This window comes from Aequorivita vladivostokensis, from assembly GCF_000952855.1.
GTDB lineage: Bacteria > Bacteroidota > Bacteroidia > Flavobacteriales > Flavobacteriaceae > Aequorivita > Aequorivita vladivostokensis.
The window spans coordinates 32,608-58,248 of sequence record NZ_JSVU01000002.1 but is presented as its reverse complement, the minus strand read 5'-3'; the positions used below and the strand labels follow the sequence as shown (position 1 = coordinate 58,248).

Below are 25,641 nucleotides of genomic sequence, written 5' to 3'. Positions count from 1 at the left end.
GAACGAATATTTCGGCTAATTTTATACTTTCATTCAAATAGGTATTTGTGAAAAGTAAATTCCCCTTAAATCTTCACTTTATGAAAAAAACATTGCTCCTGTTCACATTTTTTATGATAGCTGTAGGTTTTGCCCAAAACGACGAAGCCTATGTAGATTCAATAGTTGCACAGAAAATGGCGGAACTGGAACTGCAGCAGAACCCAGAATATTTTTTTAGAAAGGACTACTGCGATGGAAACATTCAAATGTTCACCATGCCCGATGGAAAATGGTGTACATCAACTTCCACTTATTATTCGGTATATGTTTTTTGGAAAGAAGACGACAAAATTATGAAACTTCAAAAATTTGACAACTGCGGAAGTTTTAAGCCTATATCCTTAGGGATCAGCAAGGATATGTCAAAAGTTTTAAAGAATAAAAATGCTCTAAAAATCGGGGAAGTTAAGCCTTACGAAGGCGAGAAAGTAGATACCAACGCTTTTGGAAATATGTCCGTAAGCTCGTGCCACAAAGAATACAAATTTGCCTTTGGAAGAGATGTGTTTGAAAAAAGCTTTAAGGAATATGATTTGGGAAATGATTCAAAATATAAAAATGTAAATGCGGAACACAATAATTCCCTTGAATTGATTGCGCTGGACAAGGAAATTTCAGAATTAGTAAAGAAGTTTGACGAAAACGGAAAGTTTTTTCGCGAAGATTAAAACAAGAAAATGATTATAGATTTAAGAAGTGATACGGTTACCAAGCCTACCCAAGCAATGATGCAAGCCATTATGAATGCGGAAGTGGGCGACGATGTTTATAAAGAAGATCCCACCGCAAACAAGCTGGAAAAAAAGCTGGCAGAAATGTTCGGGATGGATGCGGCGCTGTTTTTTCCCACGGGAAGTATGGCAAACCAGGCCGCCATAAAAATGCACACCCAGCCCGGCGAACAATTGATTGCCGATAAATGGGCCCACGTTTACAATTATGAAGGCGGTGGCGTCTCGTTTAACAGTGGCGTTTCGTGCAAACTTTTGGATGGCGACCGCGGAATGATTACCGCCGCCCAAGTTGAGGAAAACATCAATCCGCCGAATTTTTACCACAGTCCTTTGACCAGTTTGGTTTGTCTCGAAAACACTACAAACAAAGGCGGCGGCGCGTGCTATGATTTTTCGGAAATTGAAAAAATTCGAAAAATTTGCGACAAAAATAACCTTGGTTTTCATCTTGAAGGCGCACGGATTTGGAACGCGCTCGTTGCCAAATGGGAAGACCCGAAGAAGTACGGAAAAACTTTCGATACCATCTCCGTCTGTCTGAGCAAAGGCTTGGGCACACCTATGGGCAGTGTATTGATAGGAAAAAAGAAAATTATGCAAAAGGCCATGCGCGTGCGAAAGGTTTTGGGCGGCGGCATGCGGCAGATAGGTTTTATGGCTGCCGCGGGAATTTACGCGCTGGATAACCATTTGGAACGTCTTTCAGAAGACCATAAAAAAGCTTCGGAAATTGCAGCGTTACTTTCACAACAAGACTATGTGAAAGGAGTAGAGCCCACGGAAACCAACATTGTGATATTTTATCTTTCAGAGCATATTTCCGAAGAAAAATTTATGCACGATCTGCTTCAGAAGAACATAAAAATAAGCAGTATGGGGCAGGGGAAACTCAGGATTGTAACGCATTTGGATTATACCGCTGAAATGCACGATAAGTTTCTGGAGGTTTTAGAAAATTACACTAAATAGATACTCAAAATGTTCCAAATTTCAGCCTCCTATACCGATTTGTATCAACTCACCATGGCCCAGGTTTATTTTAAGACCAAGCCAGAAAGTGAGGCTGTCTTCGATTATTATTTTAGAAAGAATCCTTTTGATGGCGGCTATGCCATATTTGCCGGTCTTGGGAATATACTTGAAATTTTAGAGTATTTACGATTTACGAAGGAAGACATCGAGTATCTGAAAATCCACGGCTTTGAAGCAGATTTTTTGGAATATCTTCAGAAGTTTCGCTTCCGTGGAACCGTCAGATCTTCCAAAGAGGGAGACATTGTTTTTCCGAATAGACCGATTCTACAAGTGGAAGGAAATATCATGGAGGTTCAGATTGTGGAAACTGTGTTGCTGAATATCCTTAATTTCCAGACTCTTATTGCTACCAAGGCCAGCCGGATTCGACACAGCGCGGGCAACAAGGTTTTGTTGGATATGGGCTTAAGGCGCGCCCACGCCACGGGAGGCTATTTTGCGACCCGGGCAGCGGCTATTGGCGGTTTTGACAGCACCAGCAATGTAAAAGCAGCCGAGGATTTTAACATTCCCGGATCGGGCACCATGGCGCACTCTTTTATACAGAGCTATGAAGACGAGTTGCAGGCGTTCCGCGATTTTGCGAGAATCCGCAACAAAAATTGTGTGCTTTTGGTAGATACCTATAACACGCTGAAAAGTGGCGTGCCCAACGCGATTACCGTTGCCAAGGAAATGGAGAAAAGTGGAGAGCAGCTGTACGGCGTTCGTTTGGATAGTGGCGATTTGGCGTACCTGGCAAAGGAAACGCGTAAGCTTTTGGACCATGCGGGATTGGATTTTGTAAAAATAGTTGCTTCAAACCAATTGGATGAATACGTTATCAAAAGCTTGGAGGAGCAACACGCTCCAATTGATATTTTCGGAGTGGGCACCAACCTCGTTACAGGCAAACCCGATGCGGCACTGGGCGGGGTTTATAAACTTTCAGAATTCAACGGCGAACCCCGAATAAAACTTTCAGAGAATATCATAAAAATTTCGCTTCCTTCAAAGAAGCAAGTATTCCGATTGATAGATGAAAATGGCATGTTTTACGGTGCCGACGCTATAGGATTGGTTTCCGAAGAGAATATCCTAAAAATGTTCCATCCATTTGATGTAACCAAAAATCTAGAACTCGAAAAATTTCAGAAAGAACCGCTTTTACAAAAGGTTATGGAGAAGGGGAAAGCACTGATTCCGAAACAATCGGTTTCTGAAATCGCGGAATTTTCTCGCAAAAGGTTGGCGCTGCTTCCCGAAGAATTCAAAAGATTCCAGAATCCACATACCTATAAAATTGGCTTGAGCGAGCAATTGAAAACCCTGCGCGACCAGTTGGTTTTGGACCGCGCCCAGTAAATACGACTTTAATCATTTTCAATTTGCAACAGTTTCGTTAATTTTAGGAAAATTTAAAAAACTTAAGTTATGTCAGAACAAATTGAAATGGTTCCCGGAAATTCCCTCATCACCAAAACGCCCGAAGAGGGCAGGCAATTGGCCGTAAAAATGGCGCGATTGGTTATAAAAGCAACCCAGCCTGATGCGTCGGTGCGTGAAAAGCTGCGACCTATCTATGCGGAGGATGCGGCAATGCTAATTGCTGTCGGGCAGGTAGTTGCCACAGAATTTGCGACCATTGCCGCCGCAAATAATTATTGGAAATAAGCCGATCTTAAAAAAATAAAAAGCCACGAATTAACGAATGATTAAAAGTACAATCGTCAATTCGTGGCCTAAAATAAATCTACTCAACTTCTTTAATCGAAGCGCCGGGTGCATTTTTCTTAACAGATTCAATACCTGTTGATACCCCGCTTTCAGAAGCATACATCTGGCTGCTTCCAATTATTTGGCCATTTGTAGCTTTCACATTAAAGTGAAATTTGCCGTTTGCTGCTGTTTTCTTTTCATACATCGAATCTTTGCCACTATTGGTTTTAACCGATTCAATGCCGTTCATAGCAGAAGCTTTGGAGGCGTACATTTGGCTGGATAAAATTACCTGCCCATTGGCCGCTTTCAATACAAAGTGAAATTTATCACCACTTTTTTTAAGTTCAAACATAATTAGGTGTTTAATGATTACTGAATACTTTAAGCTCTCAATATCGTAAAAAACAGCGTGTTTAAAAAATTGTCAAACCTATTTATAATAAGTTCAGTCTAGATTATTTAAACATATCTAGCCCAGGAATGTTCGGCATGCCTTCTTTGGCAACGGCAGCCACTTCCGTTTCATGGACATTTGTGGCTTTCTCAATGGCTTTATTTAAAGTGAGAATTAAATAATCTTCCAATTGCTCTTTGTCTTCCAGCAAGGCATCGCCAATTTCAATCGTTTTGATCTGTCGGTTTGCGGTAAGGGTTATTTTTAGAAGTCCGTCGCTGCTGCTTTCATCAATCATTACGGTGTCCAAGCGCCTTTTGGTGGCTTCCACTTTTTCTTGGGTTTCTTTTAGTTTGCCCATCATTCCCATTAAATCTCCAAACATATATTTTTGTGTTTAAGTTTGGCGCAAATTTACTAATTTGCCTAGCTATTCAAAAATAATATAATGATTCAAAAATCCGCCTTCTTTTCAATTGCTTCCCTTATTTTTGCCGTTTCAATATACGCGCAGGAAACTTCAAAAAAAACTATGGAAATTACTCCCCCGAAAGCAGAAAAAATAGCCAAGGAATTAATGGCCCACGACGATATACGCATTGATAATTATTACTGGCTCAACAATCCCGAGGATGAAAAGGTGATTAATTATTTGAAGGAAGAGAACGAATATTACGAATCGATGACGGCACACACCAAAAAGTTCAAAGAAGATCTTTTTGAGGAAATGAAGGCGCGTATTAAGGAAGATGATGAATCGGTTCCCTATAAATTGAACGGTTATTACTACATTACCCGATACGTAACAGGGAAGGATTATCCTATCTATACCCGTAAAAAAGGGAGTCTGGATGCCGAGGAGGAAATTCTTTTTGATGTAAATGAAATGGCGAAAGGACATTCTTATTACAATCTTACAGGCTTGAACGTTTCCGAAGACAATACATTGATCTCCTTTGGCGTAGATACCTTAAGCCGAAGGAAATATGATATATTCATAAAAAACTTAAAAACCGGTGAAATCTATCCCGAACGCATTCCGTTAACAACGGGCAGCGCAACTTGGGGCAGCGACAATAAAACCCTTTTCTACACCCGAAAGGATGAAAAAACCCTACGTGCCGATCGAATTTATCGTCACACCCTGGGCACGGACCCCATTGCGGATGAACTTGTTTTTACGGAAGATGACGATACCTTCAACACTTACGTTTATAAAACAAAGTCGAAAAAATTTATTGTCATTGGCAGTTACAGCACCCTTACCTCAGAGTTTCGGGTTCTAAGAGCTGATAGGCCCACGGAAGATTTCAAAATCTTCCAACCGCGCGAAAGAGGTTTGGAGTACAGCATCTCGCACTACGGCAACAATTGGTACGTTTTGACAAACAAGGACAAAGCGCTCAATTTCAAACTCATGAAAACTTCGGAAGATAAAACATCCAAAGAAAATTGGGAAGATATGATACCGCACCGCGATGATGTGCTTTTGGAAGACATTGATATTTTTAAGGATTATTTGGTGGTAAGCGAACGAAATAACGGGCTTACAAAGCTTCGTATAAAAAAATGGAATGGCAAGGAAGATTATTATCTGCCTTTTGATAATGAAACCTACACCGCCTTCACGACCCAAAACCCCGAATTCGACACCAAAATTCTTCGCTATGGCTACAATTCCTTGAATACGCCCGCTTCGATAATAGATTTTAATATGGAAACCAAGGAGAAAACCGTTTTGAAGGAAACGGAAGTGTTAGGCGGAAAGTTTGATAAAGATAATTATGAAACCGAGCGTTTATGGGCAACCGCCGCAGATGGCACCAAAATACCGATGTCTGTTATTTATAGAAAGGGAATTAAAAAAGATGGTAAAAACCCAACGCTGGTATATGGGTATGGTTCCTATGGCGCCACAATAGACCCATATTTTTCGTCCGTGCGATTAAGTCTGTTGGACCGTGGGTTTATTTTTGCAATTGCCCACGTTCGCGGCGGCGAATATATGGGCAGAAAATGGTACGAAGACGGAAAATTGTTAAAAAAGAAAAACACCTTTACCGATTTTATTGACGCTTCAAAATACTTGGTTGAGCAGGGCTACACTTCCCCGGAACATCTCTATGCTTCCGGCGGGTCCGCGGGCGGCCTTTTGATGGGCGCTGTAATAAATATGGCTCCCCACTTATATAATGGTGTGATTGCTTCGGTGCCTTTTGTTGATGTGGTTACAACAATGCTCGATGATTCCATACCATTAACTACGGGTGAATATGACGAATGGGGAAACCCTAATGAGGTGGAATACTATAATTATATGAAAAGCTATTCGCCTTATGACAATGTTGAAGCAAAAGCCTATCCAAATATGCTCGTAACTACCGGGCTTCACGATAGTCAAGTGCAATATTGGGAACCTGCTAAATGGGTGGCGAAGCTTCGCGATTTGAAAACTGATAACAATACATTGTTATTACAAACCAATATGGATGCAGGCCATGGCGGGGCTTCCGGGCGTTTTGAAGCCTTAAAGGAAGTAGCTATGGATTATGCCTTTCTATTGGATTTGGAAGGAATTAAGGAGTAATAAAAATAATTCCTTACCTTTGTGCGGTTAAAATTTTCAGTTTAAAACTGAAGTCATTTTAAAACGAACTCCCTCTTTATGAAAGAAGAAATAAAAGCCCACAATAACTTGTTGGAACTTATAGGCAACACACCGTTGATTAAGCTTAACAAGATTACCCAAAAGATGAAGGGTAATTATTTCGCAAAGGTTGAAGCATTCAACCCGGGGCATTCAACCAAAGACCGCATTGCACTTTACATTATTGAAGAAGCCGAAAGAAAAGGCATTTTAAAACCTGGCGACACCATTATTGAGACCACCAGTGGCAATACAGGTTTCAGTATTGCGATGGTTAGCATCATTAAGGGTTACGAATGTATTTTGGCAGTAAGTTCAAAATCCTCGGCAGATAAGATTGATATGCTGAAAACCATGGGCGCCAAGGTTTATGTGTGCCCGGCCCACGTGAGCGCGGACGATCCACGTTCATATTACGAAGTTGCGAAAAGACTTCACAACGAAATAAAAGGTTCGGTTTATATCAATCAATATTTTAACGAGTTGAACATTGATGCACATTACCAAACCACCGGCCCAGAAATCTGGGAGCAGACTGCTGGTAAAATCACACATTTAGTGGCTTGCAGCGGAACCGGAGGAACAATCTCTGGAACGGCTCGTTTCTTAAAAGAGCAAAACCCGAATATAAAAGTTATAGGAATTGATGCTTACGGCTCGGTGCTTCAGAAATATCACCAAACCAAGGAGTTTGACGCGAACGAAATCTATCCCTATCGAATTGAAGGTTTGGGTAAAAACTTGATTCCAACCGCAACCGATTTCGACATTATTGACAAATTTGAAAAAGTAACGGACGAGAGCAGCGCGCACACGGCCCGTGAGCTTGCAAAAACCGAAGGGCTGTTTGTAGGGTACACCAGCGGCGCGGCGATGCAAGGCTTAAAGCAATTGGAAGAGGAAGGCGAGTTTGACGAGAACAGCAACATTATTGTTATTTTCCCGGACCACGGTTCCCGATATATGAGCAAAATTTTTAATGATGAATGGATGAACCAGCAAGGTTTCTTTGATTCTGAAACTGCAGAAATTCATAAAATTGAGTACGTAAAGTAATTTTAGACCCGCCTACCGCTAGGCAGGTTTACGATTTTAGATATACGATTTAAAAACCGATTGTTATTTTCAATCGGTTTTTTATTTGGATTTGGGTTGTCTAAAATCTCACGACTAAAATCCAATATCTCACAAATAATTTAATTAATTTTGTCCCAAATTTTTAACTAAAGATTTAATGAAAGATTTATTCGATAAAATCTATAAAGATAAAGGTCCATTGGGAAAATGGGCCGAACAAGCGGAAGGCTACTTTGTTTTCCCAAAACTGGAAGGCCCCATTTCCAATAGAATGAAATTTAAGGGCAAAGAGGTAATCACTTGGAGCATCAATGATTATTTAGGGCTTGCCAACCACCCTGAAGTTAGAAAGGTAGATGCCGAAGCCGCCAAAAAATGGGGCTCTGCCTACCCAATGGGTGCACGAATGATGAGCGGCCATACCGATCTTCACGAACAACTTCAAAGAGAACTCGCAGCATTTGTACATAAAGAAGCAGCTTATTTGCTGAATTTTGGATACCAAGGAATGGTTTCAACCATAGACGCCCTTGTTTCAAAAGACGATGTGATTGTTTACGACGTTGATGCCCACGCTTGTATTATTGACGGGGTTCGTCTTCACTTGGGGCAGCGCTTTACGTATAAGCACAACGATATGGAAAGTATCGAAAAAAACCTGCAGCGCGCCACAAAAGTTGCCGAAAAAACGGGCGGCGGAATTCTCCTTATTTCTGAAGGTGTTTTCGGAATGCGCGGCGAGCAAGGAAAATTGAAAGAAATTATTGCACTTAAGGAAAAATACAATTTTCGATTTTTCGTGGATGATGCCCATGGTTTCGGAACGCTTGGTAAAACAGGTGCCGGAGCGGGCGAGGAGCAAGGTGTGCAGGATGGAATTGACGTTTATTTTGCAACTTTTGCAAAATCCATGGCGAGTACGGGAGCATTTATTGCGGGTGATGAGGAAATAATGAATTACCTAAAATATAATCTGCGTTCGCAAATGTTCGCAAAATCATTACAGATGGTTTTGGTGGAAGGTGCATTGAAGCGTTTGGACATGCTTCGCACCATGCCCGAACTGAAAGAAAAGCTTTGGGAAAACGTAAACGCGCTGCAGGGCGGGCTTCGCAAAAGAGGCTTTGACCTTGGAACTACCCAAAGCTGCGTAACTCCGGTTTATTTAAAAGGAAGTATTCCCGAGGCGATGGCCTTGGTAAAAGACCTTCGTGAAAACCATGGAATTTTCTGCTCAATAGTAGTTTATCCAGTAATTCCGAAAGGTTTGATTCTTTTAAGAATGATTCCAACGGCTTCACACACAATGGAAGATATTGAAGAGACTTTGGAGGCTTTTTCATCTATCCGCGAGCGCTTGGAGAACGGAACTTACAAACGTCTTTCTGCGGCTGTTGCTGAGGCGATGGGAGAGAAGATTTAAACAAATTCCCGCGCAGGCGGAAATCTTATAATATTGAAAAATCCACCTTTTTTTGGGTGGATTTTTTATGCCCTAAATTTTTTTGGAATAACTTTTTGGCGTTTTTAATTAACTTTACAAGATAACAACAATAAAAAACTATCATGTAACAAGTTGTAATGCCTTATAATCAAACACTAACCAATGATAAAAATCTTTAGAAAAATAAGATATGATTTACTATCAAATGGTCAAACCAGTAAGTATTTAAAATATGCCATTGGTGAGATTTTATTGGTTGTTATAGGTATTTTGATTGCTCTTCAGATAAACAATTGGAATCAGGTAAAGAAAGATGATAAAATTTTGAGGGAATACTTGGGAAAGATAAAATCACACACCCAAGAAGATATGAGAATGTTAGATTCATTAACTAAGTATCGAAAAAATATTGGAAATCTTTGTAAGAAAGCAAGAACGGCAATTCTAGATAAAAAGGAAGAAGAAAACTTGCTTCTGCTCATGGGTTGTGGGTCTGCCTTTATGGAGTTTCATTTCAAACCTAACACAGGCGGCTATGAAGCGCTAAAAAACTCTAATTATTTCGGTAAAATAAACAATACGGATTTAGATTCCCTTTTGATCCGATACCACAGGCTAGTGGATGACATTTCCCAAAATGAAGGAAGTTATAATGGTTATCTAAAAGGGCAAGAAAATTATCTTTCCTCTCAATTTGATAAATCGTTGGTCCTCGCAACTGCTTTCTTACCTCCAGATTCATTAAGCTTAAGAGCTACACCCCAATCTGAATATATTGAGGATTTTAAAGAGTACACTTCATCTGCATCATATAGAAATGTAATTAATTTAGCAGCTTTTCAGTTTGATTGGATGATTGATTTATACGGTCAACTTGATGAAGTAGGTGAAAATGTAATCAGGGAAATAGATTCATATGATAATTGATATTATAACTACAGTACCACATGTATCTATAACATATGAACGCATACATAAAACTATAAATCAAAAAATCTAAATATCCTTCCTAAAAGTACTCCGCTCCTTATGCTGTATAGGATTGTAATCTTTCCAAAGCAACTGTACAGCGGTGTTTTCCTTTAATTCTGGATTGGTTTCCACAGTCTGTATTCCCTTGGAATTGAAGAGGTATTGCATTTCCTCAAAAATTATTGCGGTAACGCCCTTGCCTTGGTATTCTGGGTCAATTCCTATTAAATAGAAAGCGGCTGTGTCGTTCTTTTTCTGGGCTTTTAAAATATGGTTCCATCCAAAAGGAAAGAGCTTTCCGTTCGCTTTTTTCAATGCTTTTGAAAAGGAGGGCATCACGATTGAAAAGGCAATCAATTTTCCGGTTTCATCTTTTATACAGCAAATATAATCGGGATGTATAAAGCTGAAATATTTCTTTTTGTAATAATCTATCTGATATTGCTGGATAGGCACGAAGGTTTGTAAGGTATTATAGGTTTTGTTAAGCAGGCCAAACATGTCGTCAACATAAGGCAGTATTTCCTTTTTGTCCTTAAATCTAATCACTGAAAGTTTATAGCGCTCGCGCACGATTTTTGAAAATTTAGCTACTTTCTCAAAAATGGCTTCTGGAATTTTTAAAGTGTATTCCACCCAGGTAGCCTGTTTCTCAAAACCCAATTTTTCAAGATGTTCCGCATAGTACGGGTAATGGTACCAAGTAATCATGGTATTCATTTCCTCAAAGCCCATGGTTAGTATTCCCGCTTTCTCCATATTGCTAAAACCCACGGGGCCTTCGGCGTATTCAAGATTGTGTTCGCGGCCTTTTTCATATACTTTTTCAAGTAGGGCTTTGGTCACTTCAATATCATCGACCATATCAAGCCAGCCAAAGCGGATTTTTTTCTTTCCCTGTTCGTTTACCTCAAAATGATTTAAAATAACTGCGATGCGACCAACAATTTCTTCATTTATATATGCCAAATAATACCAAGCTTCGGCATTTTTGAAAACCGGATTTTTATCAGCATCCAAGGTTTCCATTTCATCTTTAATAAGCGATGGAACCCAATATTTGCTGTCTTTATAAAGTTTAAAGGGAAAAGTGACAAACTTTTTAAGATCACTTTTTGAGGTTAGTTGTTTAACTGTAATCATACTTTGAACATTATTTTTCGCCGTTTTCATCCAAATCCAATTCTTCTTGTCGCTCTTCTTTTTTATCCTTCTCTTTCATCTCCTTATTTACTTTGTCTTCGAGGTATTCATCTTTATTGTGCATATCAAAGCGGTAGGCCAATCCAGCGCGGCCGTAGAACTTTGAAGGAGTATCCTTAAAGCTATAGGTGAGCGAAAGATCTACCTGTAAATTTTGATTTATTAAGGCTGCGGCGCCGCCACGCAAAAGTTGATCTGAATAAAAATCACTCTTAAAGCCTTGGTTTTCTAGGAAAACTGAAAAATAGCGGTTCGTAGCATGTGTTAAGGTTACGATATAGCCATAGGTGGGAAATTCGGTAGTTACCCGGTCCACAATTATGTTAGTTACAAAAACCCAGCCTCCTATAAAATTGTTTTGGGTGGCGAGCACAAACTTTGGACTGATGGTGCTCTCAGTTTCGGGTGTGAAAGGATTATCTGCAGAATCAAAATTGGCACCAGCGTAAATGGAGATTGCGGGTATTAAGTCTGCCCATTGGGTTTTATTATTGGCTTTCCAACTGTAGAGGTTCGGGCCTTTAAGTTCCCGTTTTCTATAGGGATCATATATCAAATATTTAGCACCAATCGTGTTGCTTTTAAAATTGGAAAGACCATACTCCCTCGCAACTGCAGAACGATTATCGGTAACAGTATTTGACTGAAATTCGCCCATTATGCTCACTTCCAGACGTTCCTTCCAGAAACCGTATCGAACCGAATAATCTATCGCAAAGCCATTGGTCTCGGTTTTTAAAAGCTCGTGCTTTTCCTTTCCATAGCTAAATCCGGTTTCAAACTGGAGTACATTTGTACCCACCGAAAATGCACCCTGAGAACCACCGGGGCGGTTGGTGTTTATCATTTCGGTATATTGTGCGGAAGCGTGTGAAATAGCCAATAAACTCAGCAGAAATAGAAAGGGAAGTTTGATATTCATGGAAAGTTGGGTTTAGTTCAAAGATATAAGATTTTACCATTTATTTAATAGTCAACATTCGTCTTTTTATACACCAATCCTTATTTTTGGAAAGAATTTTACAATTATGATGACATTCCTAAAAACGATACTGATCGTTCTTCTGGTATATTTCGGGCTTAAGTTTCTTATCAGGCTCGCCACTCCTTATTTAATGCGCTATATTTCGAAAAAAGCCGGACAGCAGTTTGAGCAATTCTTTGGAAATAATCCAGATATGAATTCTCAGCACAAAAAGGAGGGAAGTATCACCATCGACAAAAACCCATCGCAAAATTCCCGAAAGAGTAAAAAAGTTGGGGAATATGTGGAGTTTGAGGAGGTAGATTGATAAAGACATTTTGAACCACGACGTTTCGACTCACGACAAATAGACATTATTTTGGTCGTGTATCAAAACGTCGTGGTTCGTGTTTCCCTATAGGAGTGGTTCGTGTTTCCAAAAAAATCCCTAATTTCCCCTCTTCAAATCCACACGCCAAATTATGCAGCCCAACTTTAAGAAATTCCTTCCCCATTTAGTTGTTTTTGTTTTGTTTATCGTGGCTTCGTTGGCCTATTTCAACCCAGTTTTACAGGGAAAAAAAATATTCCAAAGCGATATTGTGCAATACACTGGAATGGCGAAACAACAAAATGATTTCAGAAAAGCCACAGGGGAGGAAACCTATTGGACCGATGCGGCTTTCGGCGGGATGCCTACCTATCAACTGGGCGCAAAATATCCGAACAATTACATAAAACAGCTCGATCTCGCAATCCGATTTTTGCCGCGTCCGGCAGATTATCTTTTCCTCTATTTCATAGGAATGTATATTCTTTTCTTGGTGCTGAAAGTGGATTATAAACTGGCTTTTTTGGGTGCGCTGGCGTTTGGCTTTTCAACGTATTTAATCATTATCCTTGGCGTTGGGCACAACGCAAAAGCCCACGCCATAGCCTATATGCCCTTTGTTTTAAGTGGAATATTTCTCACCTTCCACGGAAAATATCTTTGGGGATTTTTACTGCTCACGGTTTCGATGGCGCTGGAATTGGTGGCCAACCACTTCCAAATGACCTATTACTTGATGCTTTTGGTGATAATCATCGGGATTGTTTATTTGATTGATGCTTATAGGAAGAAATTGCTTCCACATTATTTTAAGGCCGTTGGAATTATGGTAGTTGCCGTAATTATTTCCATCGGGTTGAATGCCACAAATATTTTGGCAACCAAGGAATACGCCGATACTTCAACCCGCGGAAAAACTGAATTGACCGTAAATGCGGACGGTACCCCAAAAGATAACAAAACGGGCCTTGATTACGATTATATCACGGAATACAGCTATGGAAGGCTGGAAAGTTTCAATCTTTTCATTCCGCGGTTTATGGGCGGAAGCTCTTCCGAAGCATTTCCGAAGGATTCAAAAACCGTAGAGAGCTTGATGCGAATGGGTGCTTCTGCGCAGGAAGCCAATCAGGTTTTAAGCCAAATCCCGATGTATTGGGGCAATCAGACCTATGTGGGGGCTCCCGCGTATATCGGCGCGATTGTGATTTTTCTTGCCGTGCTGGCGCTCTTTTTGGTCCGCGGCAGATTAAAATGGTGGGTGGTTTCGGGCTTTATTTTAACCCTGCTGCTCTCTTGGGGAGACAATTTTAAAGGTTTGACCCAATTCTTTATTGATTATGTGCCGATGTACGATAAATTCCGCGCGGTTTCCTCTATTCAGGTAATTATCGAATTAATTCTTCCAATTCTCGCTATTGTGGGACTTCACCAGTTTTTTAATCAATTTGAAAGGGAAGCGGAAAAGAAGAAAGCCCTGCTCTGGTCCACGGGAATTGTGGGCGGACTTACGTTGCTATTTATTCTTTTTAAAGCAACATTATTCGATTTTGCAAGTCCGTACGACAGCTATTTTAGGGAAGAAATGGGCCTTCCTTTCGTGGAGGCAATCCGTGAAGACCGAATGTCGCTCTTTGCTTCCGATGCAATCCGTTCGCTGATATTTGTACTATTGACGGCCGCTGTTCTTTGGTTTTTTATGAAGGGAACGCTAAAAAAGGGGTTCGCCGTGGCTGCGCTTTGTGTTTTGGTTTTGGTCGATTTGGTAGGGGTTGATAGAAGATATGTAAATGAAGAAGATTTTGTGCAAGCCAGATTGGTGGACGAACCCTTCCAAAAGAATGGCGCCGACATCCAAATTTTGGAAGACGATGGGCATCACCGCGTTTACGATGCCACAACAAACGCATTTAACAGTGGTCGGGCCAGTTATTTCCACAACGCTTTGGGCGGGTATCACGCAGCCAAGCCGGGAAGAATGCAGGACCTTTTTGAATATTATATCAGCCAAGGAAATATTGGCATCCTAAATATGCTTAACGTGCGTTACATAATTACGAAAACAAAAAATGGTGGTCCGGTAGCACAGCGCAATCCATACGCAAATGGCGATGCTTGGTTCGTGGAAAACGTGCAGCCGGCCAAAAATGCCGATGAGGAAATCCAACTTCTGGACAGTTTGGACACGAAAAAAACAGCGGTTGTAAACCAAAAATTTCTTTCTAAAATCCCTAACCAAAATATTGAGAGGGACAGTACCGCAACTATTGAGTTATTTACCTATCAGCCGAATCATCTGGTTTATGAAGCTTCCACAAAATCACCTCAATTGGCAATCTTTTCCGAAATATATTATCCAAAAGGCTGGAATGCTTACATAAATGGAAAACCTGCGGAATATTTCCGTGCCAATTACGTGCTGCGAGCAATGGTTATACCTCCCGGAAATAATAAAATAGAATTCAAGTTTGAGCCCAAAGTGATACAAACGGGAAGCACCATTTCATTGGTGAGCAGTATTATATTTCTTTTGATTTTATTGAGCGGGCTGTATTTCGCCTTTCGCAAAAAAGAACTTAATGAATAAATGAAACGCGCCCTAATCATCACATATTATTGGCCTCCCGCGGGCGGCCCGGGCGTACAGCGGTGGTTGAAATTTGTAAAATATTTTCGGGAGTTTGGCGTGGAACCAATTGTGTATGCGCCCGAAAACCCTAACTATCCCTTGATTGATGAAAACTTTGCTTCGGAAATTCCTTCGGATATTGAAGTATTAAAACAGCCAATCAATGAACCGTATCGTTTTGCGAAACTCTTTTCAAAAAAGAAAACCAAGCAGATGAGCAGCGGCATCATTTCAAAAAAGGAAATTTCCGCAGTGGAGAAGCTTATGCTCTACGTTCGCGGGAATTTTTTTATCCCCGATGCGCGGGTGGGCTGGGTAAAACCGTCGGTAAAATTACTCTCAAAATATATTGCTGAAAATCCAGTGGATGTTGTGATTACAACCGGTCCGCCGCACAGCCTTCACTTAATAGGTATGCAACTTCAGAAAGACCTGAACGTCAAGTGGATTGCAGATTTCCGCGATCCGTGGACGACAATCCATTACCACAAATCGCTTCGGTTGAACAAAGCTTCGGAACGCAAACACAAAGCGTTGGAGGCTTCCGTATTGAAAGCCGCAGACATAATAACGGTAACCAGTCCAACAACCAAAAAAGAATTTGAAATGATTACCGAAACCCCGATTGAGGTTATAACAAACGGGTACGATATTTCAGGAAAAATAGATTTTGAGATGGATTCCAAGTTTTCCATTTCACACATAGGCTCGCTTTTAAGCGAACGCAATCCAGAGTTTTTGTGGAAAGTGCTTGCTGAAATCTGCAGGGAAGATACTTCCTTCAAAAACGATTTGCAGTTGAAATTTGCTGGTGCCGTAAGTGAAGAAGTGAAGCAAAGTCTTGAAAACTTTCAGCTAATAAAGAATTGTGAATTTTTGGGCTATGTTTCGCATTCCGAAGCACTGCGGCTTCAGCATAAAAGCCAGGTTTTACTTTTGGTGGAAATAAACAGCGCGGAAACCCGTGCCATTATTCCCGGGAAGCTTTTTGAATATCTCGCTGCCAAACGCCCAATAATCGCTTTGGGGCCGAAGGAAAGTGATATTGAGGGAATTATTAATGAGACCAAATCGGGGAAATTTTTTAGCTATTGGGACGATGATGAATTGAAAACTGAGATTCTCCAATTATACAAAGATTTCAAAAAGGGCGAGCTAAAGGTTGCTTCCGAAGGAATTGAAAAATATAGTAGGAGGGAGCTGACGAGGCAAATGGCGTCTTTGATTATAGTCAGTAGTGGGTAGTCGGTAGTCGGTAGTCGGTAGACTGTAGTTGGATCGAAGCTCTATTTTCCTGGTTCCCTTTAGTCTTTTTTCCTGTTTCCCTTTGATCTCGATTCACAAAAACCTCCGATCCTCTGTTATCATACAGATTCACGGAGGTTTTCAACCAACCAAAAAACTATCTTTATCCGCGTCCGCCTCTGGAGCTAGCTTCTCTTGAGGAACTGCCTCGTGAGGTTTTCGCTTTTGAACTATTGCGCGAAGGAGCGCTGGACTTATTTACTGTGTTGCGGCTTCGGCTAGCGGTTTCACGCTTTGGAGCCTGTGCTTTATTTCGGCTTATCGAAGTGCTTCTGTTGTTAGGTGTGGTTCGGGTTTGTCTTTGAACCGTTTTGTTGTTGGAAACGCTCCGTTTATTAGATGAACGCACCACATTTTCACTTCGGGTGTTTTTAACATTATTTCTATTGCTACTTACTTTCGCGTTGTCGCTGTTTCGGGTATGTACCGTATTTCTTGTTGACTTGCTCGAGTAATTTCTGTCATTTCGCTTGCTTCTGTCAATGGCCGCTGCACCTTTGCTGTTTGTGCTTCTATTTCTTGAAACGGTTTCCCTACGGGTATTGTTACTTCTTCCTTCACTTGTAACTCGAGAGTTGTTACTTCTAACGTTATTGCTGCCGCGGGCGTTATTGTTTCGAACAGAGCTATTGGTTCGAATGGAACTATTGGATCGTGGATTGCTGGTTGCAACCATGGTATTTTTTCTATTCGGATCGAAGTTCTTATTTACCGATGCTCTACCTTTTTTGTCGTAAACACGGCTTCCTGGGCGATAAAAATCCCTGCGGCCATTGTGGTAGGCCACATGATGTCTCTTTTTGTAGTAAACTACGTGATCGTGATAACTATATCTCACTGGGCTGTAATATCTCCTATATGGCAGATCATAAACTACACAGTGTGTAAAAATAGGTGGCGCATAATACACGTGCCAAGGACGATAAACATAGTATGGATTATATACATTTATGATACCGGTGGCGTGTGAAAAGTGGCCACGGTTGTTATAAATAACATGAAGTCCTCCCACACGAACCACGCGACGGTCGTTGTATTGAATATCAACATTACCGGCTTGAATGATACGGCCGTAGTAATCATAATAAATAGGAACACTTTCCACTTGTATTACTGCGCCGTAATCGTCATACTGCACATAAGCATCATAATCATAACCCGAATTGAAACTTATGTTCACATTGGGAGTGTTAATGGTAACGCTTGAACCTTTTTGGGGCCCAACGTACACAAAATCGAATTGGCCGTCTGGGAAAACGGAGAATTCTACGTCGCCTTCCACAAAAATGTAGGCGCTTCCGTCGTATCCCCTTCTGTACTGGTCTTCACTTTCGTGGGTAGTTGCATTTGCTGAAAATCCCATCAAAAGGATGCTGAAAATAAATGCTATGTTTTTCATAAGTTTCAATTTTAAAAGGTTTGTACTTGCATGATGTTTCTTGGTTAGCGGAGTACGCTTTTAAATAACCAACGACCGTGCCAAGTTTTTAAATCATTGATTTTCAGTAGTGCTTTAAGCTATTATAAGATTAAATTGGAATTTTGGGAGCATTCAAATAAAAAATCCGCTGAAGGTATTTACTGCTCCAACGGATTTTAAAAACTAACCAACCAAAAAAACTAAAAGTCTTATTTTCTGTTATTTTGATTTCAATTAGTGTGCCAAAAAAACATAGTAACTCTTAAAGTTTTTCTTTTAGATAGGAAGCGGTAAATGAGTCCTTATTTTTCGCAACTTCTTCCGGAGTACCTGTTGCAACTACTTGTCCACCATTTTCGCCGCCTTCAGGGCCCAAATCGATAATGTGGTCTGCACATTTTATCAAATCTAAATTATGTTCTACAACAATTACGGTATGCCCTCTTTCCAGCAAAGCATAAAAAGAAGCCAATAATTTTTTGATATCGTGAAAATGAAGCCCTGTTGTAGGTTCGTCAAATATAAAAACGGTTTTCTCTTTTGATGTTCCTTTTACCAAAAACGAAGCAAGCTTGATACGCTGTGCCTCGCCACCGGAAAGGGTGGAGGAGCTTTGCCCCAACTGAACATAACCCAATCCCACATCCTGCAGGGGTTGCAATTTCGCCGCAATTTTATCCTGCTTATGTTCATTAAAGAATGCAACGGCATCATCCACAGTCATTGTAAGGATATCGTCTATGTTTTTATTTTGAAACGTTACTTCCAGCACTTCTTTTTTGAAACGTTTGCCGTTGCAGGTATCGCATACCAAATGCACATCTGCCATAAATTGCATCTCGATGGTTACTTCGCCTTCGCCTTTGCAGGTTTCACACCGCCCGCCATCTACGTTGAAGCTGAAATGTTTTGCTTTATACCCGCGAATGTCCGAAAGCTTTTGTGAGGCATATAAATTCCGAATATCATCATACGCCTTAATGTAGGTCACCGGATTGCTTCGGCTGGAGCGACCAATTGGATTTTGGTCTATAAATTCAATACTTTTGATGGTGTTGAAATCTCCTTTTATTTCTGAAAACTGTCCGGGTTTTTCACCATAACCACCAATTTCACGCATCAGGGCTGGATAGAGAATTTTCTTTACCAACGTACTTTTTCCGCTACCGGAAACGCCCGTAACTGCCGTGAAAACATTCAATGGAAAAGTTACGTCTATATTTTTCAAGTTATTTTGCCGAGCTCCACTGATTATAATTTTATTTTTTGAAGTACGCCGTTTCTTTGGAACTTCAATTTCCATTTCGCCATTCAAATACTTCGCGGTAAGCGAGTTTGATTGTAAAATTTCAGTATAGGTTCCTTGGGCAACCACTTCGCCGCCAAACGTTCCGGCTTCGGGACCGATGTCTATAATTTCATCGGCGGCTTTCATTATGTCCTCATCGTGTTCAACCACAATTACCGTATTGCCCAAATCGCGAAGGGATTTTAAAACCACGATAAGCCGTTCCGTGTCTTTTGGGTGGAGTCCAATGCTGGGCTCGTCCAAAATATACATAGAGCCCACAAGGCTGCTTCCCAAAGAGGTGGCGAGATTGATTCGCTGTGATTCACCGCCCGAGAGTGTGTTCGATTTTCTGTTCAATGTTAAATAGCCCAAGCCAACATCCTGCAAAAAACGAAGTCGGTTGTTGATTTCAAGCAGCAAACGCTTTGCGACTTTTTCGTCAAACTCGGACAACTCTAAATTTTTAAAAAATATCGCCGTTTTGTCTAAAGGCAGCTCGACTAATTCTTGAATTGCTGTTCCGTTTATTTTTACATATCCAGCTTCTGGACGAAGACGTTTTCCTTTACACGTTGCGCATTTCGTCTTTCCGCGGTAGCGCGAGAGCATAACCCGGTTTTGGATTTTATAGCTTTTTGATTCCAAAAACGAAAAGAAGGAATTCAATCCCTCAAAATACTTATTTCCGTCCCAAACAAGCTGTTTTTGTTCTTCGGTAAGCTGGAACCACGGTTTGTGAATTGGAAAGTCAAACTTGTAAGCGTTGTTAACCAATTGATCCCGATACCAACTCATACTTTCGCCACGCCACGGAAATATGGCGTTTTCATACACGGAGAGGGCGGTGTTTGGGATGACCAAATCTTCATCAATGCCAATCACATCGCCATAGCCTTCACAAGTAGGGCACGCGCCGTAAGGATTGTTAAAACTGAAAAGATGCACGTTTGGTTCCATAAAAACCATGCCGTCTGCTTCAAATCGATTATTGAATTCTGTTATTTTATTTGAAGAAAGCGTTTCAATATACAATTCACCTTTTCCTTCAAAAAACGCTATTTCAACAGCATCAGCAAGACGGTTATAGAAATCCTCTTCGTCTTTGGTAATAATCCGGTCAATGACCAAATCTATCTTCTTTGGAAATGATTTTCCCTCCAATTCATCGATCCGAACAACTTCAGCCTTCACTTTAATTCTGGAATAGCCCTGTTGCGCCAGTGCTTGGATTTTATTCTCCATCGTGCGGCCTTCTTCCAAAATGATAGGAGCGAGGAGCAGTAATTTTTCGCCTTCGGGAAATTTTTTTATGAAATTTATAACATCTGTGGTCGTGTCTTTTTTAACTTCCTTGCCAGAAATTGGCGATATGGTTTTTCCAATCCGGGTGTAGAGCAATTTCAGATAATCATAAATCTCGGTGGAAGTCCCAACCGTGGAACGCGGGTTTGTGGAATTTACTTTCTGCTCGATTGCAATGGCGGGCGCAATCCCTTTTATGGAATCTACTTTTGGCTTGTCCAATCTTCCCAAAAATTGACGGGCATAGCTGGAAAGGCTCTCCACGTAACGTCGCTGGCCTTCGGCATAAAGCGTGTCAAACGCCAAGCTGGATTTTCCGCTGCCCGAAAGACCGGTTACAACTACCAATTTGTTGCGCGGAATAGCGACGGAAATGTCTTTAAGATTGTGAAGTTTTGCACCCTGAATAAGGATGTTTTTTTTAGTATCTACGGTTTCGGTACTCAATGTAATTTTCCTTTTTTTATAGCTTTTCGCAAAGATACTATATCGGTTTCAGCAATGCACATTTGCGGTTACTATTATTTTTTAATGAAAAATTTAACCTTTTTTTTGCATTTGTGATTTCTTTGTTGTTATATTTACGGCTCTTAACGTCATATAAAAAAATTATTGCCTATAGCTGATCATTACTTTTAACAAATAAACATTTTAACTAAGCAACCAAATCCATAGTTGTTTATTTTTTAAAGAAGTATTGATATGAAGCAAAGCACAAACTCTGATGCGTTTTTAGTGAGCGCTTATATGAACGGTAATGAATCTGCACTTAGCGAGCTGATAACTCGACACAAGCAAAGAATTTACAGTTTTATTTATTCGAAAGTTTTTGACAGGGATGTCGCCGAGGATATTTTCCAGGACACTTTTATTAAGGTTATCAAGACCTTAAAAAAAGGAGCCTATAACGAAGAGGGGAAATTTCTTCCGTGGGTGATGCGAATTGCCCATAATTTGGTGATTGACCATTTCAGAAAGAACAACCGCATGCCTAAGTTTGAAAACAATAATGATTTCAATATTTTTTCCGTTTTGAGCGATAATGCCTTAAATGTTGAAAAACAAATCATTAAGGGCCAAGTGGAAAGCGATGTGCGCAGATTGATTCTTGAATTGCCAGATGATCAAAAAGAGGTGTTGATGATGCGAATTTATAAAGATATGAGCTTCAAGGAGATTAGTGAGCAAACAGGGGTTAGTATCAATACAGCACTGGGCCGGATGCGTTATGCCCTTATCAATTTGCGCAAAGTAATTGATAAACATAATATTATATTGACCAATTGATACAATAAAGTAATTTTTGCTACGTTATTTGAAAATAAAACCTCAAAATAATATTCTATGCAAAAATTTTACTCTGAAACATCACGAGTGGACGGCGTGAATAAAAATCTCGTTCCAAAAGAGGAAACCATAAAATTTCTTCTGGATTATTCGATGGCTTTAAGTGTTATAGATTACCATAAAATGAAGTTTGAAGCACTTCTAAACTAAACTTTGGAGAAACCCCGGAATTAGCTTTTCGGGGTTTTTTTTGAAAAAAAGCCCTTAGCCCCCGAAGGGGAAATTTATTTACGGGCATAATGTGCATAGTTCATCGCTCATCTCTTATCTACCTTCTTTAAATACTCTTTTATCACAGATTTCCTGCCAATGGTCTTTGTGATTATGTCCTTTTCCAAATCCCAACCACGGGCCGGGGAGTATTGCCTGCCGTACCATATAATCTGAAGATGGAGAATATTCCATAGATCCTTTGGAAACAAACGCTTTGCATCCTTTTCGGTCTGAACTACATTTTTACCATTCGAAAAACCCCAACGGTACATCAATCTATGGATGTGGGTGTCAACGGGAAAGGCAGGAATATTAAAGGCTTGGCTCATAACCACACTTGCCGTTTTGTGACCCACGGCGGGAAGGGATTCCAAGGCTTCAAAATCAGCGGGAACCTTACCGTCATATTTCTCTATTAATATTTTTGAGAGTCCATGGATGCCTTTTGATTTCATCGGTGAAAGTCCTACGGGTTTAATTATTTCCCTGATTTCTTCTACGGTTAGTTTTACCATATCATAGGGATTATCAGCTACTTCAAACAGCAAGGGCGTAATTTGGTTGACGCGAACGTCGGTACTTTGAGCAGAAAGCAGCACGGCGATCAATAAAGTATAGGGATCCTTATGTTCCAAGGGAATTGGAACTTGTGGATAATTCTTATTTAACGTATCAATAACAAAGGTTACCTTTTCCTGCTTGGTCATTTTAAGTACTTTTATGCAAAAATAAGGATAATGAAAACATTAAAGGTAGGAGATAAGGCTCCAGATTTCAAAGTAAACGATGAGGACGGAAATAGTATTTCCTCAAAAGGTTATAAAGGAAAAAAATGGGTTGTCTTTTTCTATCCAAAAGCAAACACACCCGGCTGTACTGCTGAAGCCTGTAACCTTCGCGATAATTATAAGGAACTCCAAAAAGAAGGGTATGAATTATTGGGAGTAAGCGCCGACAGTGAAAAACGTCAAAAAAACTTTAGGGAAAAATACAATTTCCCATTTCCGTTATTGGCCGATGAGAATAAAGAGGTGATAAATGCTTTCGGGGTTTGGGGGCCTAAAAAGTTCATGGGTAGGGAATTTGACGGAATTCACCGAAAAACCTTTATTATAGACGAAAACGGAATCATTACACGTGTAATTGACAAGGTAAAGACCAAAGACCACGCGGCGCAAATTTTGGATTAACTATCAACCTTTTCCGCAGTGGGTCTATAATTGAAGAGTTGCTTTTCCTTTATAATTTCTGAAACCCCCGGAGGTAGCATCTGCTCCCAGCCATCTTCACCTTTTTCAATCATTCCAAGCACTTCGCGGGAGAATATCTCCATATTGTCCGGGTTGTAATCAGTGATGTCCACAACCTTGCCGTTGTATTTGAAGAATTTGTAGAGTTCCTTCATACGGGGGTGAACCTTTAGGTTTTCGCTTGTGGTATATTCTCCCGTTTCGGGGTCTTTCATGGGGTAGAGGTAAACCTTCAAGTCCTTAAAGAACAGCTTTCCAAAGGCTTCCAAGATACCGCCGCTCAAATGGCGATAATATTTTTCATCAAAAATATCCACTAAATTGTTGACGCCCATGGCGAGCCCCATGCGCATCTTGGTATATCTTGAGAAATATTCTACAAGTTTATAATATTCCTGGAAATTTGAAATCATAACGGTATGTCCCAGAGAACAGAGCAATCTGGCCCTATCCATAAAATCCTCTTCATCAATTTCCCCCTCGGCACGTAGGTTTGACAGTGTTATTTCAAAAATAACCTCCGTTCTATCCTTTTCCACCCTGTTTTCCTTCAGAAACATTTCATAGGAGCGTTCAAACATATCTATGTTCACCTTCGTTACAGGTCTAAAACTACCGCGAAGGGCCAATATGTTTTTCTTATAAAGTATTCTTGCGGGCAGAATGTTGTGGCCATCGGGGTCAAACATAACGGCATCCGTCATCCCGTTTTTGATCAATTGAAGGCTCATCAATCTGTTATCAACGTCCTTAAATCTCGGTCCCGAAAAATTGATGGTGTCAATTTCAATTTTGTCCTTGTCTATATGATCGTACAGATAGCGCAACAGTTTATTGGGCTGGTCATATTTGTAGTATGCGCCATATATTAAATTCACCCCTAATATTCCAAGGGTTATTTGCTGTAGCTGTGCGTCGTTCTCGTGAAACCGAATGTGAAGTGTTATTTCATTATAGGGCTCTTTCGGGTCAATTTGATATCGAATCCCCACCCAACCATGGCCTTTGTATTTTTTGGCAAAATCGATGGTGGCAACGGTGTTTGCGTATGAAAAGAAAAGTCTGTTGGGGTGTTTTTCACGGTTAATGCGCTCTTCAATCAGATCGAACTCGTGCGAGAGCATTTTCTGAAGCCTCGATTCGGTCACATATCTTCCATCTTCCTCAATACCATAGATTGCGTCGCTAAAATCCTTATCGTAGGCAGACATTGTTTTGGCGATGGTCCCAGAGGCGCCGCCGGCCCTAAAAAAATTCCGAACGGTTTCTTGCCCGGCTCCAATTTCGGCAAAAGTGCCGTAAATGTTTTCGTTCAGATTGATTCGTAAAGCCTTACTTTTTATGGAGGGAATATTTTCAAATTCCTTGTCTCCTATTATGGTTTCTGGCATAGCAACGTTCTCTTTTTAATATAACAAAGGTAGCAAATACAATAGGTAAACAAAAAAAATACCAGTATTTTTGCGAGAGCGAAATATGTAATATGATTCTTGATAACACAACGCTAAATTCTATAAATATGTTACATCTCACGTTTAAAAAAGTAAATTTTTTGGACAGATGAGCGGTACTTTAAAAGTAACTTTCCTCGGAACTGGAACCTCCCAAGGAATTCCCGTAATTGGCAGTGACCATCCGGTTTGTTTAAGTACAAATCCCAAGGATAAACGTCTGCGGGTATCAGTTCTGCTCGGCTGGGATGAATTTTCGTACGTTATTGATTGTGGGCCAGACTTTAGACAGCAGATGTTGCGCGAAAATGTGACCCGCGTTGACGGAATTCTTTTAACCCATGAGCATAGCGACCATACCGCAGGTCTCGACGATATTCGGCCCTTTAATTTTATGCAGGGCAAAATGCCATTTTACGCCCACAAACGCGTTTTTAAATCACTGCACGAGCGCTTTGCCTATATTTTTGAAACTGAAAATAAATATCCCGGAGCGCCGAGTATTGAAGAAATTGAAATAGACAAGGACAGCACCTTTACCATAGGAGGGAAGCAGGTGGTTACCATAGAGGCCTATCACGACAACCTACCGGTTTTAGGCTTTCGCGTGGCAGATTTCACCTATTTGACGGATGTGAAAACCATTGCCGCGGAAGAAATTGAAAAAATAAAGGGCACTAAGGTTTTAGTGGTAAATGCCCTACGGGAAGAACCCCATTATTCACATTTTAACCTTTCTGAGGCGCTTGATTTTGTTGAAAAAATCAAACCCGAGAAAGCATATTTTACGCATATTAGCCATTTAATGGGCTTTCACGAGGAAGTAGAGAAAAAACTTCCGAAAAACGTGCATCTGGCCTATGATACACTCACAATAACCATTTGATTT

The 25,641-nt window shown here is 40.5% G+C and carries 23 protein-coding genes; 15 read left to right on the top strand and 8 right to left on the bottom strand.

Going from position 1 to position 25,641, the window contains the following annotated elements; all coding sequences use genetic code 11:
* Positions 1-80: 80 nt before the first annotated feature.
* The 4 genes from MB09_RS03025 (at position 81) to MB09_RS03010 (ending at position 3,464) form a co-directional block, all read left to right on the top strand.
* A complete protein-coding gene (locus MB09_RS03025; protein WP_045079414.1) occupies positions 81-710 on the top strand; it encodes a hypothetical protein in 630 nt (209 codons plus the stop codon).
* 9 nt (positions 711-719) lie between these two features.
* Positions 720-1,745, top strand: coding sequence for a threonine aldolase family protein (locus tag MB09_RS03020; protein WP_045079413.1), 1,026 nt, complete (start codon positions 720-722; stop codon positions 1,743-1,745).
* A 9-nt stretch (positions 1,746-1,754) separates the two neighbouring features.
* Positions 1,755-3,155, top strand: a complete 1,401-nt coding sequence (locus MB09_RS03015) for a nicotinate phosphoribosyltransferase (RefSeq protein ID WP_045079412.1) — start codon at positions 1,755-1,757, stop codon at positions 3,153-3,155.
* A 69-nt stretch (positions 3,156-3,224) separates the two neighbouring features.
* Positions 3,225-3,464, top strand: a complete 240-nt coding sequence (locus MB09_RS03010) for a hexameric tyrosine-coordinated heme protein (RefSeq protein WP_045079411.1) — start codon at positions 3,225-3,227, stop codon at positions 3,462-3,464.
* 79 nt (positions 3,465-3,543) lie between these two features.
* Here the strand turns inward: MB09_RS03010 and MB09_RS03005 are convergent, their stop codons facing one another.
* Both MB09_RS03005 and MB09_RS03000 read right to left on the bottom strand, forming a co-directional pair.
* Positions 3,544-3,864, bottom strand: coding sequence for a YegP family protein (locus MB09_RS03005; RefSeq protein WP_045079410.1), 321 nt, complete (start codon positions 3,862-3,864; stop codon positions 3,544-3,546).
* A gap of 103 nt (positions 3,865-3,967) precedes the next feature.
* A complete protein-coding gene (locus tag MB09_RS03000; RefSeq protein WP_045079409.1) occupies positions 3,968-4,291 on the bottom strand; it encodes a YbaB/EbfC family nucleoid-associated protein in 324 nt (107 codons plus the stop codon).
* A gap of 63 nt (positions 4,292-4,354) precedes the next feature.
* Between MB09_RS03000 and MB09_RS02995 the strand changes: the two genes are divergently transcribed.
* From MB09_RS02995 to MB09_RS15390, 4 genes are all read left to right on the top strand, one after another.
* Positions 4,355-6,493 carry a S9 family peptidase gene (locus tag MB09_RS02995; RefSeq protein WP_045079408.1) on the top strand — a complete coding sequence of 713 codons (2,139 nt, stop codon included), beginning with the start codon at positions 4,355-4,357 and terminating at the stop codon, positions 6,491-6,493.
* A gap of 78 nt (positions 6,494-6,571) precedes the next feature.
* Positions 6,572-7,609, top strand: a complete 1,038-nt coding sequence (locus tag MB09_RS02990; protein ID WP_045079407.1) for a PLP-dependent cysteine synthase family protein — start codon at positions 6,572-6,574, stop codon at positions 7,607-7,609.
* Between the two features lie 178 nt (positions 7,610-7,787).
* The gene (locus tag MB09_RS02985; protein WP_045079406.1) at positions 7,788-9,053 is read left to right on the top strand and encodes an aminotransferase class I/II-fold pyridoxal phosphate-dependent enzyme; all 1,266 of its coding nucleotides are present in this window, start codon (positions 7,788-7,790) and stop codon (positions 9,051-9,053) included.
* Positions 9,054-9,236: 183 nt separating this feature from the next.
* Positions 9,237-10,001, top strand: a complete 765-nt coding sequence (locus MB09_RS15390; RefSeq protein WP_052671277.1) for a DUF6090 family protein — start codon at positions 9,237-9,239, stop codon at positions 9,999-10,001.
* A 69-nt stretch (positions 10,002-10,070) separates the two neighbouring features.
* On the opposite strand, the gene MB09_RS02975 is transcribed toward MB09_RS15390, so the two are convergent.
* Both MB09_RS02975 and MB09_RS02970 read right to left on the bottom strand, forming a co-directional pair.
* Positions 10,071-11,189, bottom strand: coding sequence for a hypothetical protein (locus tag MB09_RS02975; RefSeq protein WP_045079759.1), 1,119 nt, complete (start codon positions 11,187-11,189; stop codon positions 10,071-10,073).
* Positions 11,190-11,199: 10 nt separating this feature from the next.
* Entirely contained in the window at positions 11,200-12,171 is a 972-nt protein-coding gene (locus MB09_RS02970; RefSeq protein WP_045079405.1) for a transporter, read from the bottom strand.
* 106 nt (positions 12,172-12,277) lie between these two features.
* Between MB09_RS02970 and MB09_RS02965 the strand changes: the two genes are divergently transcribed.
* The 3 genes from MB09_RS02965 (at position 12,278) to MB09_RS02955 (ending at position 16,418) form a co-directional block, all read left to right on the top strand.
* Entirely contained in the window at positions 12,278-12,541 is a 264-nt protein-coding gene (locus MB09_RS02965) for a DUF4834 family protein (protein ID WP_240484797.1), read from the top strand.
* A 154-nt stretch (positions 12,542-12,695) separates the two neighbouring features.
* The gene (locus MB09_RS02960) at positions 12,696-15,131 is read left to right on the top strand and encodes a YfhO family protein (protein WP_045079403.1); all 2,436 of its coding nucleotides are present in this window, start codon (positions 12,696-12,698) and stop codon (positions 15,129-15,131) included.
* Positions 15,132-16,418, top strand: coding sequence for a glycosyltransferase family 4 protein (locus MB09_RS02955; protein WP_045079402.1), 1,287 nt, complete (start codon positions 15,132-15,134; stop codon positions 16,416-16,418).
* A gap of 163 nt (positions 16,419-16,581) precedes the next feature.
* On the opposite strand, the gene MB09_RS02950 is transcribed toward MB09_RS02955, so the two are convergent.
* Both MB09_RS02950 and uvrA read right to left on the bottom strand, forming a co-directional pair.
* Positions 16,582-17,877: a hypothetical protein gene (locus tag MB09_RS02950; RefSeq protein ID WP_045079401.1), complete on the bottom strand. Its 1,296-nt coding sequence runs from the start codon at positions 17,875-17,877 to the stop codon at positions 16,582-16,584.
* 283 nt (positions 17,878-18,160) lie between these two features.
* Entirely contained in the window at positions 18,161-20,938 is a 2,778-nt protein-coding gene (gene uvrA, locus MB09_RS02945; protein WP_045079400.1) for an excinuclease ABC subunit UvrA, read from the bottom strand.
* Between the two features lie 255 nt (positions 20,939-21,193).
* Here uvrA and MB09_RS02940 point away from each other — a divergent pair, with 255 nt between their 5' ends.
* Complete coding sequence (locus MB09_RS02940) at positions 21,194-21,778, top strand: RNA polymerase sigma factor (RefSeq protein WP_045079399.1); 585 nt, start codon at positions 21,194-21,196, stop codon at positions 21,776-21,778.
* A 57-nt stretch (positions 21,779-21,835) separates the two neighbouring features.
* Positions 21,836-21,988, top strand: coding sequence for a hypothetical protein (locus tag MB09_RS16095; RefSeq protein WP_165586667.1), 153 nt, complete (start codon positions 21,836-21,838; stop codon positions 21,986-21,988).
* A gap of 107 nt (positions 21,989-22,095) precedes the next feature.
* On the opposite strand, the gene MB09_RS02935 is transcribed toward MB09_RS16095, so the two are convergent.
* Entirely contained in the window at positions 22,096-22,758 is a 663-nt protein-coding gene (locus MB09_RS02935; RefSeq protein ID WP_045079398.1) for an endonuclease III domain-containing protein, read from the bottom strand.
* A 30-nt stretch (positions 22,759-22,788) separates the two neighbouring features.
* On the opposite strand from MB09_RS02935, the gene bcp reads away from it, so the two are divergent.
* Positions 22,789-23,241 (top strand): thioredoxin-dependent thiol peroxidase, encoded by a 453-nt coding sequence (bcp, locus tag MB09_RS02930; protein WP_045079397.1) that lies wholly within the window; start codon positions 22,789-22,791, stop codon positions 23,239-23,241.
* Here bcp and MB09_RS02925 read toward each other — a convergent pair.
* A complete protein-coding gene (locus tag MB09_RS02925; RefSeq protein WP_045079396.1) occupies positions 23,238-24,692 on the bottom strand; it encodes a hypothetical protein in 1,455 nt (484 codons plus the stop codon). The two genes, bcp and MB09_RS02925, sit on opposite strands and share 4 nt — an antisense overlap.
* 169 nt (positions 24,693-24,861) lie before the next feature.
* On the opposite strand from MB09_RS02925, the gene MB09_RS02920 reads away from it, so the two are divergent.
* Positions 24,862-25,638 carry an MBL fold metallo-hydrolase gene (locus MB09_RS02920; protein ID WP_045079395.1) on the top strand — a complete coding sequence of 259 codons (777 nt, stop codon included), beginning with the start codon at positions 24,862-24,864 and terminating at the stop codon, positions 25,636-25,638.
* Positions 25,639-25,641 lie beyond the last annotated feature (3 nt).